Source organism: Streptomyces sp. NPDC048636, from assembly GCF_040650655.1.
Classification (GTDB): Bacteria; Actinomycetota; Actinomycetes; order Streptomycetales; family Streptomycetaceae; genus Streptomyces.
This window is the reverse complement of the sequence record NZ_JBEZHR010000005.1, coordinates 136,308-151,179: the sequence shown is the minus strand read 5'-3', so window position 1 is coordinate 151,179 and position 14,872 is coordinate 136,308. Positions and strand designations below refer to the sequence as shown.

13 protein-coding genes are annotated in these 14,872 nt (G+C 73.0%); 12 read left to right on the top strand and 1 reads right to left on the bottom strand.

From position 1 onward, the window contains the following. Positions 1-54: 54 nt before the first annotated feature. The gene (locus AB0C66_RS15965) at positions 55-2,007 is read right to left on the bottom strand and encodes a DUF4157 domain-containing protein (protein ID WP_362438793.1); all 1,953 of its coding nucleotides are present in this window, start codon (positions 2,005-2,007) and stop codon (positions 55-57) included. A 437-nt stretch (positions 2,008-2,444) separates the two neighbouring features. Between AB0C66_RS15965 and AB0C66_RS15960 the strand changes: the two genes are divergently transcribed. The 12 genes from AB0C66_RS15960 (at position 2,445) to AB0C66_RS15905 (ending at position 14,679) form a co-directional block, all read left to right on the top strand. After that, on the top strand, positions 2,445-4,007 hold the full coding sequence (locus AB0C66_RS15960; protein ID WP_362437754.1) for a phage tail sheath family protein: 1,563 nt from the start codon (positions 2,445-2,447) through the stop codon (positions 4,005-4,007). Positions 4,008-4,041: 34 nt separating this feature from the next. Continuing rightward, on the top strand, positions 4,042-4,482 hold the full coding sequence (locus AB0C66_RS15955; RefSeq protein WP_362437751.1) for a phage tail protein: 441 nt from the start codon (positions 4,042-4,044) through the stop codon (positions 4,480-4,482). Then, positions 4,479-5,000 (top strand): hypothetical protein, encoded by a 522-nt coding sequence (locus AB0C66_RS15950; RefSeq protein ID WP_362437748.1) that lies wholly within the window; start codon positions 4,479-4,481, stop codon positions 4,998-5,000. The genes AB0C66_RS15955 and AB0C66_RS15950 overlap by 4 nt, the downstream gene beginning before the upstream one ends. After that, positions 4,997-5,155: a DUF6760 family protein gene (locus tag AB0C66_RS15945; RefSeq protein WP_362437745.1), complete on the top strand. Its 159-nt coding sequence runs from the start codon at positions 4,997-4,999 to the stop codon at positions 5,153-5,155. Before AB0C66_RS15950 ends, AB0C66_RS15945 begins: the two co-directional genes overlap by 4 nt. 2,167 nt (positions 5,156-7,322) lie before the next feature. Continuing rightward, positions 7,323-8,261 (top strand): hypothetical protein, encoded by a 939-nt coding sequence (locus tag AB0C66_RS15940; protein WP_362437742.1) that lies wholly within the window; start codon positions 7,323-7,325, stop codon positions 8,259-8,261. Between the two features lie 66 nt (positions 8,262-8,327). Next, positions 8,328-8,753, top strand: coding sequence for a phage tail protein (locus AB0C66_RS15935; RefSeq protein WP_362437739.1), 426 nt, complete (start codon positions 8,328-8,330; stop codon positions 8,751-8,753). A gap of 60 nt (positions 8,754-8,813) precedes the next feature. Further along, on the top strand, positions 8,814-9,536 hold the full coding sequence (locus AB0C66_RS15930; RefSeq protein WP_362437736.1) for a LysM peptidoglycan-binding domain-containing protein: 723 nt from the start codon (positions 8,814-8,816) through the stop codon (positions 9,534-9,536). Further along, entirely contained in the window at positions 9,533-11,359 is a 1,827-nt protein-coding gene (locus AB0C66_RS15925; protein WP_362437733.1) for a VgrG-related protein, read from the top strand. Before AB0C66_RS15930 ends, AB0C66_RS15925 begins: the two co-directional genes overlap by 4 nt. A 59-nt stretch (positions 11,360-11,418) precedes the next feature. Continuing rightward, complete coding sequence (locus tag AB0C66_RS15920) at positions 11,419-11,736, top strand: PAAR domain-containing protein (RefSeq protein WP_362437730.1); 318 nt, start codon at positions 11,419-11,421, stop codon at positions 11,734-11,736. Then, a complete protein-coding gene (locus AB0C66_RS15915) occupies positions 11,736-12,158 on the top strand; it encodes a GPW/gp25 family protein (protein ID WP_362437728.1) in 423 nt (140 codons plus the stop codon). The genes AB0C66_RS15920 and AB0C66_RS15915 overlap by 1 nt, the downstream gene beginning before the upstream one ends. Beyond that, positions 12,158-14,119, top strand: coding sequence for a putative baseplate assembly protein (locus AB0C66_RS15910; RefSeq protein ID WP_362437725.1), 1,962 nt, complete (start codon positions 12,158-12,160; stop codon positions 14,117-14,119). The genes AB0C66_RS15915 and AB0C66_RS15910 overlap by 1 nt, the downstream gene beginning before the upstream one ends. Then, positions 14,116-14,679 carry a phage tail protein gene (locus AB0C66_RS15905; RefSeq protein WP_362437722.1) on the top strand — a complete coding sequence of 188 codons (564 nt, stop codon included), beginning with the start codon at positions 14,116-14,118 and terminating at the stop codon, positions 14,677-14,679. Before AB0C66_RS15910 ends, AB0C66_RS15905 begins: the two co-directional genes overlap by 4 nt. Positions 14,680-14,872 lie beyond the last annotated feature (193 nt).

Genomic DNA, 14,872 nt, shown 5'->3' with positions numbered 1-14,872 from the left:
GACGGCATGGACCGCCCCCGGTCAGGACCGGCACACCGGTGGTGGCGCGGACGCTCAGTGGTCGACCTCCATGAGTTCGCCGCCCAGCGCGCCGCGCGCCGCCGCGACGGGCTTCGCCGACATGTCCTGGGCGGCGGCCCAGATCCGCTGGCTCTCCGCCGGGGGAAGCGACCCCAGATTGGCCTTGCGCGCCTCGTCCACGATCGTCTTGAACATGGCCCACAGCTGGTTGGGGCCGGTGGCACGCTTGGACAGCCAGCGCATCTCCAGGGGCGCGCCCTTCTGGCCGCCGATGTGGGGCACGAGCGCGGCGTTGGGCTCGTCGGCCTTCGGCAGCGCCTTGCCCGGTGCGATCACCGGGAAGGTCTCATCGCCGCTGAGCAGACTGTGCAGCATATGGGCGGTGTTCTCGACGCCGGTGTGCCCGTGGCCGTAGACCGGGTCGGTCGGGTGGGGTGTGTTCTCCGGGTAGTCGGTCAGATGCCGCTGCCAGTGTGCGATACCGGTCTCGGGGATCTCGTTGTGCATCCACATCGCGAGCCGGCTGATGACGTCGTGGGAGAAGTCCTTGTCGCGCAGCGCATCGGTGGTGGCCTGGTTCCGGATGCCACCGAGGCTGGCCAGCTTCAGCAGGAACGGCACGGCGTTCTTGGTGGAGGCCGTCGGCCCGCGCACCCCGGCCTCCACCATGGCCGAGCCGATGGCGTAGGACAGACCGAGCGCGAGGGTGCCGGTCATGGCTTCCTGGTCGCCGCTCTCCAGACCGGGCAGGAGATGGGGCACCACCTCCGAACGCAGCTTCCGCACCGAGCGGTTGATGGTGGCGGCCGCGTCCCGCCAGGCGTCGGCGATGTGCTCCTTGCCGGGCGCCCGCCGGGACTCGTGGTCCACGCCGGTGGCTTGGAAGCTGTAGAGCGACGGCAGCCCGGAGGGCAACACGCCCAGGGTGGCCTGGACGTACAGCTCCCACTTGATGTCGGATTGGAGGCCGTTGATCGCCGACTGCACCTTGGGGCTGTGGAACAGCTCCGGGCCCAGCCACTTCCGGAGGGCGGCCAGCGGGGTTCCGGTCGCGGTGTTGGCCGAACCCGGCACAGGGAAGGCGTTGTTCTTCGGATCCTTCTGGAAGATCTCGCCGATATGTGCCTCGATACGGTCGGCGACCTGTTTGACCGCGGCGTCCGACCCGGCCGCCATCTCGTCGAACGGCGCGGTGACATATTCGAGGTTGCTCGTCGACGAGGCGGGCTGCCCGGTCACGACGGGACTGCCGTCGGGCCCGGCCAGCTCGGCGAGCACGGCGTGCAGCGCCCGGACCCTGCGGGCCAGCGAGTTGTGATCGGTGAGAATGGTCAGATTCTGCTCGCTCATCACGGTGTGCCCGTAGGGCAGTCCGCCGTGGAAGAACCAGCCCAGCTCCGTGGCGGGCGCCTCCCCGCCCACCGGGTTCAGGCCCGTCGTCGGATGCGGTCCGAAGCTCGGTACGCTCAGCTCGACCTCGAAACCCACCAGGCGCTGGACCGCGTCGGGTTCGGCCGGGCGGTGCCCATGAGCGTGCACGTGCTCATGGGCGTGCTCGTCGACGGCGCGGGTCACCGGCACCGGACCCGAGAGCACCCGTCGGGCGGTGGACTCGGCCTCGCGCTCGAAGCGGTCCCGAGGGTCGCTGACCCGCAGCCCGTCGCCGTGGTCGGTGCCCGCCACCGGGCCCTGACGCTGCTGGATGACATGGGTGAGCTCATGGGCGAGGGTGTGCTTGTCACCACCGCCGGCGCCGAGGACCACATGGCTGCCGGAGGTATAGGCGCGCGCCCCGACGGCGCGGGCCGACTGAACGGCGGCGGCCCCGGTATGCAGCCGCACACCGGAGAAGTCGGCCCCGAACCGGGACTCCATCTCCGCGCGCACCGGCCCGGCGAGCGGTTTTCCGGCCGAGCGCAGAACCTCCCGTACCCCGGTGTCCACCGGCTCCGGGACGGCCTCGGTCCGGGCACGACGGGCGATCATCCCGGACACCGCGGCATTGCCCACGCCGCGCTGTGCCGCCCGGAGCACGTCGGCGGTGAGCGGCGGCGGTACGGCGGCGCCACCCCCGGAGGTCCCGCGCCGGGCAGCGGCCTGGCCCCGAGCCGACTGCCGGGGCTCGGCACGCTCGGTACGCGACCTGGACGTGTGCATCGGCTGACCTCCTGGTCGGCGCACCCCTGTTGCGGCCAGTGGACCCTGCGGACGAGTGGGACGTAAAGGCCCGCGCGGGCAGCGCGAGGGCAAGGACGGGCGGCGTCCGGACGGTCCGCGCGAGGCGTCCCGGCGGTCGGGCGGAGGCGTCCGGAAAGGCAGTGATCTTGCCCTTGGCCAGGACCACACGTCCCTGTCGCACACCGGAACAGCCGCGCAGACTCGGCCTGGACACAGGTGATCCGCGAGGACGCAAAGGAGCGAGCATGCCGACGTACCTCACCCCGGGCGTGTACGTGGAGGAGGTGCAGTCCGGTGCCCGGCCCATCGAAGGGGTCGGCACCGCCGTCGCCGCGTTCGTCGGGTTCGCCCAGAACGGCCCGTTCCACGCGCCGACACTGGTCACCAGCTGGGATCAGTACACCCAGCACTTCGGTGGCTTCACCGAGGGCACCTACCTTGCCCACGCCGTCTACGGCTACTTCGCCAACGGCGGCGGCGCCGCGTATGTCGTGCGGATCGGCGGCTCCGCCGAGGATTCCTCCGCCCCCGCGGCCGTCGGCGCCCAGCGGCGGGCGGAGACCCGTGCGGCGGAGCCGGTGGAGCTCGGTGGCTTCCTGGTGTCGGCCCGGCCGGGTGTCACCGGGGTCTCGGTGGAGATCGCCGACGCCGACGGCGAGAACCCTCCCGAGGACCGCTTCAAGGTCCTGGTCCACCAGGGCGACCAGGTGGCGGAGCGGTACGAGGCCTCCACCCGCAAGAACGTCAAGGGCTATCTGGTCAACCAGACCCGCTCCTCCAAGCTGATCGAGGTCACCGAGCAGCGCGACGCCGCCCAGACCAGGCCCGCCGGTCAGACCGTGGCCGTGCCCAACGCCCCGGCCGCGCCCGCCGCTCCCGGCTCCGGTGAGATCTCCCGCCTGGACCCCGCCGAGTACGTCGGCGACCCCGCGGCCCGTACCGGCTTCGGCGGTCTGGAGACCATCGACGAGATCACCATGGTCGCGGTGCCGGACCTGATGAGCGCCTACCGGCGCGGTGATATCGACGCCGAAGGCGTACGCACCGTGCAGCTCGCCGTGATCGCGCACTGCGAGCAGATGGGCGACCGGGTGGCCGTGCTGGACGCCCCGCCCGGGCTCTCCGCGCAGCAGGTGCGCACCTGGCGCAACGACGAGGCGGGCTACGACTCCCGGTACGCAACCCTGTACTACCCGTGGGTGCGGGTCTTCGACCCGGCCGCCGGACGCAACACCACCGTCCCGCCGAGCGGTCATATCTCCGGTGTCTGGGCGCGCAGCGACACCGAGCGCGGAGTGCACAAGGCCCCCGCCAACGAGGTGATCCGCGGCGCGGTCGACCTGGAGGTCCGGCTCAGCAAGGGCGAGCAGGACCTGCTGAACCCGATCGGTGTGAACTGCGTACGAGCCTTCCCCGGCCGGGGCATCCGGGTGTGGGGCGCCCGCACCCTGTCCTCCGACCCGGCCTGGCGCTACCTCAATGTGCGGCGCCTGTTCAACTACCTCGAGGAGTCCATCCTCCTGGGCACCCAGTGGGTGGTTTTCGAGCCCAACGACGACCGGCTGTGGTCCAGTATCCGGCGCAACGTCACCGCGTTCCTCACCGAGGAGTGGCGCCGCGGCGCACTGTTCGGCCGCACCGCCGAAGAGGCGTTCTATGTGAAGTGCGACCGCGACAACAATCCGCAGGAGTCCATCGACCAGGGCCGGGTCGTCTGCGAGATCGGCGTCGCGCCGGTCAAGCCCGCGGAGTTCGTGGTGTTCCGGCTGGCCCAGTTCTCCGACAGCACCAGCCTCATCGACGAGTGACCCGCAGGTCGGCAAGGAAAGGTGACAGACAGTCATGGCAGAGGGCGATGCTCTTTCCACCCACGTCTTCGGCGTACAGCTCGGCGGCTACCTGGTCGAGTCGATCCAGGAGATCAGCGGGCTGACCGTCGAGGAGGAGGTCGTCGAGGTCCGCCAGGTCAGCGCGGAGGGCAAGCAGATCATCCGCAAGCAGCCCGGCGCCCGGCAGGCCGGTGAGGTCACGATCACCCGGGGACTCGACAAGAGCAGCGAGTTCACCAAGTGGATCAAGGAGACCCTGAACAAGGGTGCGGTGGACGCCGCGCGGCAGAACCTCACCATCGAGATCAAGGACTCCGAGGGCACCACGGTCCGCCGTATCCAGCTGATGCAGGGCTGGGCCTCCAAGTGGGAGGGCCCGTCCCTGAAGGCGGGCGAGTCGGCGGCCGCCACCGAGTCCGTGACCATCGTGTTCGAGGAGATCGTCGTCGAATGAGGCGTCGTACGGTGACGGCGGGCAACCTGGAGGAGATCCTCCAGGCGACGGCGCCCGCCCCGGCCGCGTCCCCGTCCCCGTCCCCGTCCCCGGAGCAGGTGGCACCGCCCGCCGTCCCACAACCGCCCCCGCGGCAGGAGGACTCCGGGCTGCGCACCGAGTTCGAGTTCGAGCTGCCGCGCGGGTACGTGGACGAGGCGGGCACACTGCACCGCCACGGCGCGATGCGGCTGGCCACCGCCCGTGACGAGCTGCGGCCCCAGATCGACCTGCGGGTCAAGGAGAACCCGGCGTACCTGAGTGTGGTGCTGCTGAGCCAGGTGATCACCCGGATCGGCACCATCACCGATGTGCATGCCGGGGTCGTGGAGCGGATGTACGCCACCGACGTGGCGTTCCTCCAGGACTTCTACCGCCGCGTCAACAGTGAGGGTCACACCCGCGCGGCGGTGACCTGCCCACACTGTGAGGGCGGCTTCGAGGTCGACCTCTCGGGTGGGCGCCTGGGGGAATCGTGACGTACGCACTTCCCCGGCTCCGGGAGGAGATCGCGTACATCGCCTACCACTTCCACTGGCAACGCGAGGAGATTCTCGGCCTCACCCATGGCGAACGCCAGCAGTGGGTGGCCGAGATCGCCCGTATCAACACCCGCGTGAACGAAGGCGGTTGACCGCATGGCATGGCTGGACAGGTTGCGTCGCCGGGCCACCGGGCCGGACGGCCCGTCCGGCAACGGCGCGGACGGCAGTGGCGCGGGTGGCAGTGGCGCGGGCGGCGACGGCGCGGACGGCAACCGCGGCGCGGCGGGGAGCGAACCGGGTGCGCATGGTGCGTCGGGTCCCTCCGGTGCGTCGGGGTCGTCCGGCACGCGGGGGCCGTCCGGCGCGTCGGGGTCGTCCGGCGCGCGGGGGCCGTCCGGCACGCCCGGGCCGTTCGTACCCGGCGACTGGGACGGCGGCTGGCGCCGCATCGCCCCACCGGAGCTCACCGTGGCGCGCGCCCCGCTCGGCGTCAGTGACGGCCTTGTCTTCCGCTCGGGCCTCGCCTCCTGGCAGAACCCGTCGTTCGACGCGGGTCTCGGCCATGCCCTGCTGCCCAGCGCTCCGACCGGTCTGCTGCGCGGTGTCACCCGCCCGGTCACCGCCCCGCGGCCGACACACACCGGCGGCGGTCCGCTGCTGCTCCGGGCAGTGCGCCCGGAGGGGGCGGACGGCCTCGGGGAGGAGACGCCGGACGGGGTGGCCGGGCAGCCGGACGCCCGGGCGCCGCAGATGTCGCGCGGGACGCGTTCGGGCACACTGCCCTCCGGCCCGGCGGCGTCAGGTTCGACCCCGTCCCGCCCGGTGCCAGGCTTCGCACGGCCTGCCTCGTACGGCTCCGGCGGCGCGGGAGCGGCGGACACGGGGTCCGCACCGGGGCCGGTCGTGGCGCGCGATGGCGACAACAGCACTACCGCAAAGGGCCGTTCGGGCGACGCTCCTGCGGTCCGTGTCCTCACTTCCACGACCTCCCCCGCCGTGCTCTCCTCATCGCTCCCCGCTGTCCAACGGGCCGCCGAACCGCCCGACGGCCCGGTGGTGACCCCCGCCGGTACCGGCCCTCGGCCGACCGCAGCGGACGTTCCACTGGTACGACGGGTGTCGGTGGTCCAGGACATCACCGGGGAAGGCGCCGGGGCCCGGCCCGCTCCCGGCACACCCGCTTCCGGCAGGCCCGCCCCGGAGCCGACGTCCGGTGCGTCCGAGCCGAACTCCGGGACCGTGTCCCGGTCGTCGGCCAGGTCCGTGGCCAGTACGCAATCCCCTCCCGGCCCGGACGTCCAGCGCACGACGACGGGGACACGGTCCTCCGCCCGGAGCGGCGATCAGGCGGAACCGCCCCCCGCCGCCGGTACCGGGGTGGCCCGCCCGGCCGTCCAACTCCGTTCGTCGGGAGCCTCGTTGACCGTCGCCAGACGCCCGGCCGGACCGGCGCGCCGTGTCCCCGCCCTGCGGCCCGCCGCCACCCCAGCCGCGCCAGCCGCACCGGTCGGGACAGGATCACCCTCGGCCGCGCCCGTACAGCGCACCGCCCACCGCACGGGAGGCCACGCGCCTCTCGGTGCGCCACTGACCGAACTACCCGCCACGGCAACGCCGTTGGCCCGAAACGCCCCAGCCCAGCATGCGGAGCCCGGGGCCGGATCCGCGTCCGACCCGGCGCTGCCCGTCGTCCAGCGTCAGACGGAAGGCACAACCGACACCCCGAGCCCGTACGACGGCAGCGCTACGGAAACGGTCCACGGCTCCCCGGGCGGCCGCGGCCGCCCGGCGAACACCCCGCGCCGCGCCCCCGGCGCCGACCGCTCCGGGGCACGCGCGCGCGGCGGCTTGGGCGCGCCGCTGCCCGCTCTGCCGGCCAGTGCCGACCTGCCCGGCTCCACCCCGTCCGGCGCCCGCGCCGCCCGCACGACGCCCGGCCCGGACATTCAGCGGGCCTCGGCACCCCAGGACCGGAAGGCCGGGGCCGCTCCGGCCCGGCCCGCGCCGGGCCGCGACGAGAAGCCCAGCGTGAGCGGTGGAGCGGACGCACCTCTGCTGGCGGCGGGGCTGGCGGCGGGGGATGTCCCACGCCGCCTCGCGGACCGCTCCCCCGCCGGGCCCGCCCCCTCGCCCCATGGGTCCGCCACACCGCTGGTGACGCCCGCCCCGGCCGCCGCGCCCCACCGCCCGGCACCGGCTAGACAAGGCCACGCGGGGAGCGCGCGGCGATCGGGCGCCCCGTCCGACAGGCCGGACATCGGCGGGCCACGGCACCAAGTCCCCACCGCCCCGGGCCCGGTCGTCGTCGCCCGGGCCGTGACCAAGGACACCGGACGCCCCGACGCCTCCGGCGTGGCCGACCCAAGCCCTCTCGCCGCCCCCCGGCCCGGAGCACACTCCGCCCCCGCCGCGCCCCGCACACTCTCACTGCTCGCCGTGCGCCCGCTCACCCTCAACACCCGAGCCTCGGAAGGAGTGCCACCGCCCACGGCCGCCCGCTCCGACGGCCCTCCCGTGGTGACGGCGCGCTGGCCCGGCACACCGGCCGCCCCGCAGCGGGACCCCGCGCCGCCCGCCGGAGCACCCGCACGGCCGACACCGGGCCCGTCCGCCGTCACCCCGGCGATACCGCCGCTCCAGCGGGGATCGACCACGCACCCCACAACCGGGCCGGAGGGCCCTGGCGTACAACGGCCCGGCGCCTCGGACTCCGTCCAGCGCGTCCCGGTGGTCCGGCCCGCGCCGCCTCAGCCGATGGCCCACGGCCCGGTCGCCCAGCGGGCGGCGGCGTTCCCCGGCATTCCCTCGACCGCCCCGGCACCGGCACCCGCCCCGGCACCCATGGACGCCGCCGCGGTGCCCGTCGTCCGGCTCCGGCCGAGGGCAGAGCCAAGGACCGAACCGAGGACCGAGTCACGGGCGGTCGGCGCTCCAGGACCCGGACCGGTCCCCGGTGGCGGATCCAGCCGCACCGCACCGCCGGTCCAGCGCGATATCACCGGCACCACCGACGCCGCCGTACCCGCAGGCGTACCGGCCAAGGCGGTACCGGCGCGCGGCAGGTCGCGGTCGGCCTCCGCACCGCCCGCCCCCGCCAAGGGGGGCACGGCCCAGCACGGCGAGACACCGCAGGATCCCGGGCTCGACCTGGACGACCTGGCGCGCCGCCTGCTCGACCCGGTGTCCCGGCTGCTGCGCACGGAGCTGCGGCGCGGCCGGGAACGCATGGGCCGCCCCTACGACGGACGCCGCTGAGGCCGGACAGCGGAAGCCACACAGCAGAAGCCGGGAAGCAGCAGCCAGGAAACGGATGACGGACGGATGACGGACAGTATCTTCGCGACGAGCGTGTTCTTCCGGCTCGCGATCGGCGGCAATGACCTGGGCGCCTTCCACACCTGCTCGGGCATGGGCGCCGAGGTCGAGATGGAGAGCTACGCCGAGGGCGGCAACAACGGCTTCACCTGGCAGCTGCCCGGCCGCGTGAGCTGGTCGAACATCACCCTCACCCGGCCGGTCACCACCGACACGGCGAAGATCGGCCGCTGGCTCGACGAGACGCTGCGGCGGGTGGAGCCCAAGGACGGCGAGATCGTGGCGCTGAAACCGGACCTGACCCGGATCATCAGCTGGCAGGTGTTCGGGATCGTTCCGGTGCGCTGGCAGGGGCCGTCCTTCGACCCTGCCAGTTCGGAGGCCGCGGTGGAGACCCTGGAGATCGCCCACGAAGGGCTGCGCCCTTCCTGACACACCCTCAACAACCGTGCCCCCCGTCCACCCCCTTCGCCCCGGAAAGGAAGTCCCGGCATGTCACCAGCGTTGCGCTCCAGTCGGGCCCGGGCCCAGCTGACCCTGAAGGAGCCCCCCGCTTCGGTCGGCGCGAAGCCCGGCGGGACGATCGCGCAGCTGAACCTCCAGTTCAACCCCTCCTCGCTGGAGCTGCGCAAGACCACCGAGTGGCGGCGTTCCCCGTCCCGGATGGCGGGGCAGTCGGCGCTGCCCGAGTTCGTCGGCAGCGGCCCGCGCGCGCTGAGCCTGGAAGTGTTCCTGGATGCCACCGCCACACACGACAACTCCGTGGAGCAGGCGGTCGAGAAGCTGATGAAGGCGTGTGTGCCGACCCCGGCCAGCCTGGGCCGCAAGAAGCCCGCCAGCCCGTGGGTGCGGTTCGAGTGGGGCACCGCGCGGACGACCTCGTTCGACGGGGTGCTCTCCAGCCTTTCGGTGTCGTACACGCTCTTCGACGTGGACGGCAAGCCGCTGCGGGCCACCTGCCGGCTGTCCATCGAGGAGGCGAGCGTCGACCCACCGGGCCAGAATCCGACGTCCGGCGCGCGCACCGCCCGCAGTACCCACACCGTCGTGGCGGGCGACAGCCTGGCCCTGCTGGCCTGGCGGGAGTACGGCGACGCGACGGCCTGGCGGGTCATCGCGGAGGCGAATGACATCGACGACCCGATGGCGCTCGTACCCGGCACCGAACTGGTGGTACCGGGGCTGCGGGACGCGGGCGCGGAGGAGGAGCGATGACCACATCCGATTCAGGTGGCCGGTCGTTCGCGGCGGACCCCATCGTGGAGACGCCGGGCGAACTGCCACCGATCTGGGCCGCGCAGCTGGTGAGCTGTGTGGTGGACGAGAACGTGGGCCTGCCGGACGCGGCGGTGCTCACCTTCCGCGACCCCGACCACGAGTTCCTGAAGACGACCGGCATCACCATCGGCACTCCGCTCAGGGTGTCGGTGGTGACCGTGAAGGGGCAGGCGCGCGAGCGGCTGTTCAACGGCGAGGTGACGGCCCTGGAGGTGGACCGGGACCGTACCGGCTCGTTCACGGTGGTGCGCGCCTACTCCAAGGCACACCGCCTCCAGCGGGGCCGGAAGGTGGTGGCGTACCGGAACATGACGGCATCGGCCATCGTGCGCAAGGTCGCCGCCGGAGCCGGGCTGACCTGCGGCACCGTGCAGGCCGCACCGGTCACGTACAAGCAGCTGTCCCAGGCGAACGTGTCCGACTGGGACTTCCTCCAGTTCCTGGCCGCCGAGAGCGGTGCGCAGGTACGCGTCGACGACAAGGGGATGCTCCAGTTCACCAAGGCGCGGAAGGCGTCCGGCGCGCCCGCGCCGTCGACCTCGGCCACCCGGAACCCGCTGGTGCTGGAGTACGGGCGGAACCTGCTGGCGCTGCGGGCCTCGCTGTCGGCCGCGGACGGCGCGTCGCAGGTGGAGGTGCGCGGCTGGGACACCACGACGAAGCGGCCGCTGGTGGCCCGGCAGCCGTCGGTGAACAGTGACACGGTGGTGCCGGGTCTGAGCCCGGCGCTCGCCTCCGCCCGGTTCGGCACCTCGGCGAAGCTGACCGTCACCGACACCTCATACCGCACCCAGGCCGAGACGACCGCGGTCGCGAACGCGGTGGCCGATCAGGTCAGCGCGGGCTTCGGGGAGCTGGAGGTGGTGGCCGAGGGCAACCCCGTGCTGCGGGCGGGCAAGCCCGTGGCGCTGGGCAATGTCGGGCAGGCGTTCTCCGGCAAGTACACGGCGACGGCGGTGCAGCACATCCTCGAACCGCACGGCGGGTACCGGACGACGGTATGGGTGAGCGCCAGCCCGGACCGCTCCCTGACCGGCCTGGTGACCGGTGCCAACGCGCCGTCCCGTGGCCCGCGTATGCCGGGACTGGCGATCGGCGTGGTGACGGACGTACGCGAGCCGGGCGGTGCCGAGAGCGGTGGCGTGAAGCTCACGTTCCCCTGGCTGGACGACACTTATGTCACCGACTGGGTGCGCACCGTGCAGTGGGGCGGCAAGGGCGGCGGGGGCGTGGTGAGCCCGGAGGTCAACGACGAGGTCCTGGTCGGCTTCGAACAGGGCCTGCTCGACAGCCCGTACGTCATCGGCGGGCTCTACAACGGCGTGGACAAGCCGTCACCGCACGATGTGCCGCTGATCGACAAGACCAGCGGGAAGGTCAACCGACGCTCCTTCGTGTCGCGTTCGGGACACCGGGTGGAACTGCTGGACGCCAGGGCACCCGGTCGGTCCGGGGTCCGGCTGATGAGCGCCGACGAACGCCTCGAGGTGTTCCTCGACGGCCGGCGGGACCGGATCGAGCTGAACGTGTTCGCCGGGAAGAGCCGGCAGCCCCTCTCCTCCGTCACGCTCGACAAGAAAGGCATCACCCTGGACGCGGGACGGGGCAATGTGAGCGTGTCGGGCCGGAACGTGGACATCAACGGCCGGGTCGGGGTGAAGATCGGCGGCCGTACGGTGAGCGTCAGCGGCGGTTCGAGCGTCACCGTCGACGGCGGTCTGCTCGGCGTCCTCAAGGCCAAGCTCATCCGGATCAACTGACCCCTGTCCGCCATCCCCACGACGTCCGCCAGCCGCACGACAGTCCCGAAGGAGGGCCCATGCCGGCCGCAGCCCGTACCGGTGACCCGACGAACCACGGCGGGGTGATCGCCACCCCGCCGCCCGCCGCCGCCAGGTCGGTGGTGACCGTGCTCATCGGCGGCCGTCCCGCCGCCGTCGTGGGCAGCCTGCACACCTGCGTGGTCCCACCGCACGCGGCCCTGGGACCGGGCAACGTGATCATTCCCGACCCGGCCGCGGCAGCCGCGGGTCCCGTCCTGATCGGTGGCCTGCCCGCCGCGCGCGCCCGCGACCGGACGACATGCGGCGCGATGATCGTGACCGGTGCCTTCAACGTCCTGATCGGCGGTGTGTGATGAGCGAGCGGTTCATCGGCCGCGGCTGGGCGTTCCCGCTGCGGGTCGGGCCGACCGGCGGAATCGCGATGGTCGAACGGGAACGGGAGATCGAGGAGGCGATCCGGCTGGTGCTCGGCACCGCGCCCGGTGAACGCCCCATGCGCCCCGAGTTCGGCTGCGGTATCCATGACTACGTGTTCGCCCCCGGCGACGGCGCCACCGCCGGACGCATCGCCCAGCAGGTGCGCGAGGCCCTTGAACGGTGGGAGCCACGCATCGCGGTGGACGACGTGGTGGTCGCCTTCGACGCGATCGAGGACGGCACCCTCTACATCGATGTGCACTACTCCGTGCGCTCCACCAACGACCGGCGCAATCTGGTCTTTCCCTTCTATACGATCCCCTCCGAGGAGGGGGCCGAGGATGTGGTCGCGGACTGATGGCCCTGCCCTCTCCCAACCTGGACGACCGTCGGTTCCAGCAACTCGTCGACGAGGCGAAGCGGTATGTGCAGCAGCGCGCCCCGGAGTGGACCGACCACAACGTCTCCGACCCGGGCGTCACCCTGATCGAGACCTTCGCGTACCTCGTGGACCAGCTGCTGTACCGGCTGAACCGGGTCCCGGACAAGAACTACACCGCGTTCCTGGACCTGTTGGGCATCCGGCTGTTCCCACCCGCCGCGGCAGGCGCCGATGTCGACTTCTGGCTGTCGGCACCGCAGCCCGACACGGTACCGCTGCCCGCGGGCACCGAGGTGACCACCGCGGGTGGTGAGACCGAGGAGTCCGTGGTGTTCACGACCACGGACGAACTGCGCATCGTATCCAGCGAGTTGATCCGGTTGGTGACCGCGCCCCGGACCGGTGAGCAGACCGATATGACCGGCACGCTCGCCGACGGCCACGATGTGCGCTGCTTCCAGACGGCACCGGAGCCGGGCGACGCGCTGCTGTTCGGCCTGCCGACGGCTGTGCCGCGCTGTGTGGTCGCGGTACGCCTCGACAGCCGGGTGGAGGGCGTCGGTGTGGACCCGCGCCAGCCCCCGCTGGTGTGGGAGGCGTGGGACGGCGGCGGCTGGCGGCTCTGCGAGACCGGCACGGACACCACCGGCGGGCTGAACCGGCCCGGCGAGGTCATCGTGTACGTACCGGCCGGGCACACGGCGTCGGTGATCGGCGGGACCCGGGGCGGCTGGCTGCGCTGCCGTGTCACCGAGGCGGAGCCGGGCCAGCCGTTCTACTCGGAGTCCCCGACGGTGCGCGAGGCGGCGGTGTTCACCGTGGGCGGCACCATGTCCGTCGAGCACGCCGAGACCGTGACCGACGTACCGCTCGGCACCTCGGAGGGAGTGGCGGGGCAGACGTTCCGGCTCGCCCGCCCGCCCGTCCTCCTCGACGGCGAGCCCCCCGTGGTGGAGGTGTCCTCGGCCGACGGGTGGGAGCGCTGGGAGATCGTGGAGCACTTCGGCCGCTCCGGTGCCGCCGACCGGCACGTCCGGGTGGACGCCACCACCGGTGAGTTCGGCTTTCCCCCGGCGCTGCGGGAGCCGGACGGCACACTGCGGCAGTGCGGCGCCGTGCCGCCCAAGGGTGCCCAGGTACGGCTGGCCAGCTACCGCACCGGCGGCGGCCCCGCGGGCAACGTCGCCCGCGGCGCGATCTCCGTGCTGCGCAGCTCCGTTCCGTATGTCGCGCAGGTCATCAACCGGGAGGCGGCACGTGGCGGGGTCGCCGGTGAGACCATCGCCAACGCCAAGCTGCGGGCGCCCGAGGTGCTGCGGATGCAGGAGCGGGCGGTGACCGCCGAGGACTACGAGATCATCAGCCGCCAGGCGGCGCCCTCGGTACGCCGGGTGCGCTGTCTGCCCGCCGCGGAAGGCGCGGGCGCGGTACGGGTGTTGGTGGTGCCGGACGCGGTGGCCGACGAGGGCGACGACCGGCTCCGGTTCGAGCAGCTGATCCCCTCCGACCAGGTGCTCGAGGCGATCACCGCGAGCCTCGACGAACGACGCCTCATCGGCACCCGCCTCGTGGTGGAGCCGCCGGTCTACCAGGGCGTCACCGTGGTGGCCCGGCTCGCGACGGCGCCGGGCGACACCGACCGCGTCCGGGACGCGGCGCTCGACGCGCTGTTCCGCCACCTCAACCCGCTGCACGGCGGTCCCGATGGCACCGGGTGGCCGTTCGGGCGGCCGGTGCAGTACGGCGACGTCTTCGGCGTCCTGCAACGCGCCACCGGTAACGCGCTGGTGGAGGAGATCCGGCTGTTCCCCGCCGACCCGATCACCGGCCGCCGCGGCGCCCCGTCCGACCGCATCGACGTGGCCCCGGGCGCGCTGGTCTTCTCCCACCAGCACCAGGTGGTCGTCACGGCCCTGGAGACGGAGGTGCGGGGATGAGCCGAGCCGCCGTACCCGGCCTGCCGAGCCGGTACCCGATCGGTGATCAACTGCCCGCCCTGTACGCGGACGACGACGTGGCGCAGCGGTTCACCGCCGGTCTCGACACCGTCCTCGCCCCGGTGTTCGCGACCCTGGACAACCTGCCCGCCTATCTCGACCCCCAGGTCACCCCGGCCGACTTCCTTGCCTGGCTGGGGTCGTGGGTGGGGGCCTCCCACGACCCGCAGTGGCCGGTGGAGCTGCGCCGTGAGGCGGTGGCCCGCGCGGTGGAGCTGCACCGGTGGCGCGGCACACGGCGCGGGCTGGTCGAGGGGCTGTGGCTGGCGCTCGGTGTGCACGCCGAGGTGACCGGGGACGGTGGCGCGGTGTGGTCGAACACCGCCGGTGCCGAGCTGCCGCCGGAGCCCTCCGCCGAGATCCTGGTCCGGGTCTGGCCGGGCCGTGAGCCGCGGGCGAACGCGGACCGGGTACGCGAGATCGTCCGCACCATGTGCCCGGTGCACACCGGCTGCCGGGTGGAGATCCTGACCGAACGGCCCACCGACGAAGGGAGGTGACGCCATGCGCGCGTGTCCCGCGTGCGGGGCGTCCAACGGCCCGACGGACGACTTCTGCGGCAACTGCGGGGCGTACTTGGGGTGGTCGGACACCCCGCCGACGCCCAGCACACCCCCGGCGACACCCCCGGCGGCACCCCCGGCGACGCCCCCGGAGCCACCGGCCCCGAGCTCTCCCCCGGAACCCCCGGCC

Coding starts and splice junctions, on each gene's coding strand:
- AB0C66_RS15960 (WP_362437754.1), top strand. CDS start 2,445: ATGCCGACGTACCTCACCCCGGGCGTGTACGTGGAGGAGGTGCAGTCC.
- AB0C66_RS15965 (WP_362438793.1), bottom strand. CDS start 2,007: ATGATCGCCCGTCGTGCCCGGACCGAGGCCGTCCCGGAGCCGGTGGAC.
- AB0C66_RS15930 (WP_362437736.1), top strand. CDS start 8,814: ATGTCACCAGCGTTGCGCTCCAGTCGGGCCCGGGCCCAGCTGACCCTG.
- AB0C66_RS15915 (WP_362437728.1), top strand. CDS start 11,736: ATGAGCGAGCGGTTCATCGGCCGCGGCTGGGCGTTCCCGCTGCGGGTC.
- AB0C66_RS15905 (WP_362437722.1), top strand. CDS start 14,116: ATGAGCCGAGCCGCCGTACCCGGCCTGCCGAGCCGGTACCCGATCGGT.
- AB0C66_RS15925 (WP_362437733.1), top strand. CDS start 9,533: ATGACCACATCCGATTCAGGTGGCCGGTCGTTCGCGGCGGACCCCATC.
- AB0C66_RS15935 (WP_362437739.1), top strand. CDS start 8,328: ATGACGGACAGTATCTTCGCGACGAGCGTGTTCTTCCGGCTCGCGATC.
- AB0C66_RS15920 (WP_362437730.1), top strand. CDS start 11,419: ATGCCGGCCGCAGCCCGTACCGGTGACCCGACGAACCACGGCGGGGTG.
- AB0C66_RS15910 (WP_362437725.1), top strand. CDS start 12,158: ATGGCCCTGCCCTCTCCCAACCTGGACGACCGTCGGTTCCAGCAACTC.
- AB0C66_RS15950 (WP_362437748.1), top strand. CDS start 4,479: ATGAGGCGTCGTACGGTGACGGCGGGCAACCTGGAGGAGATCCTCCAG.
- AB0C66_RS15955 (WP_362437751.1), top strand. CDS start 4,042: ATGGCAGAGGGCGATGCTCTTTCCACCCACGTCTTCGGCGTACAGCTC.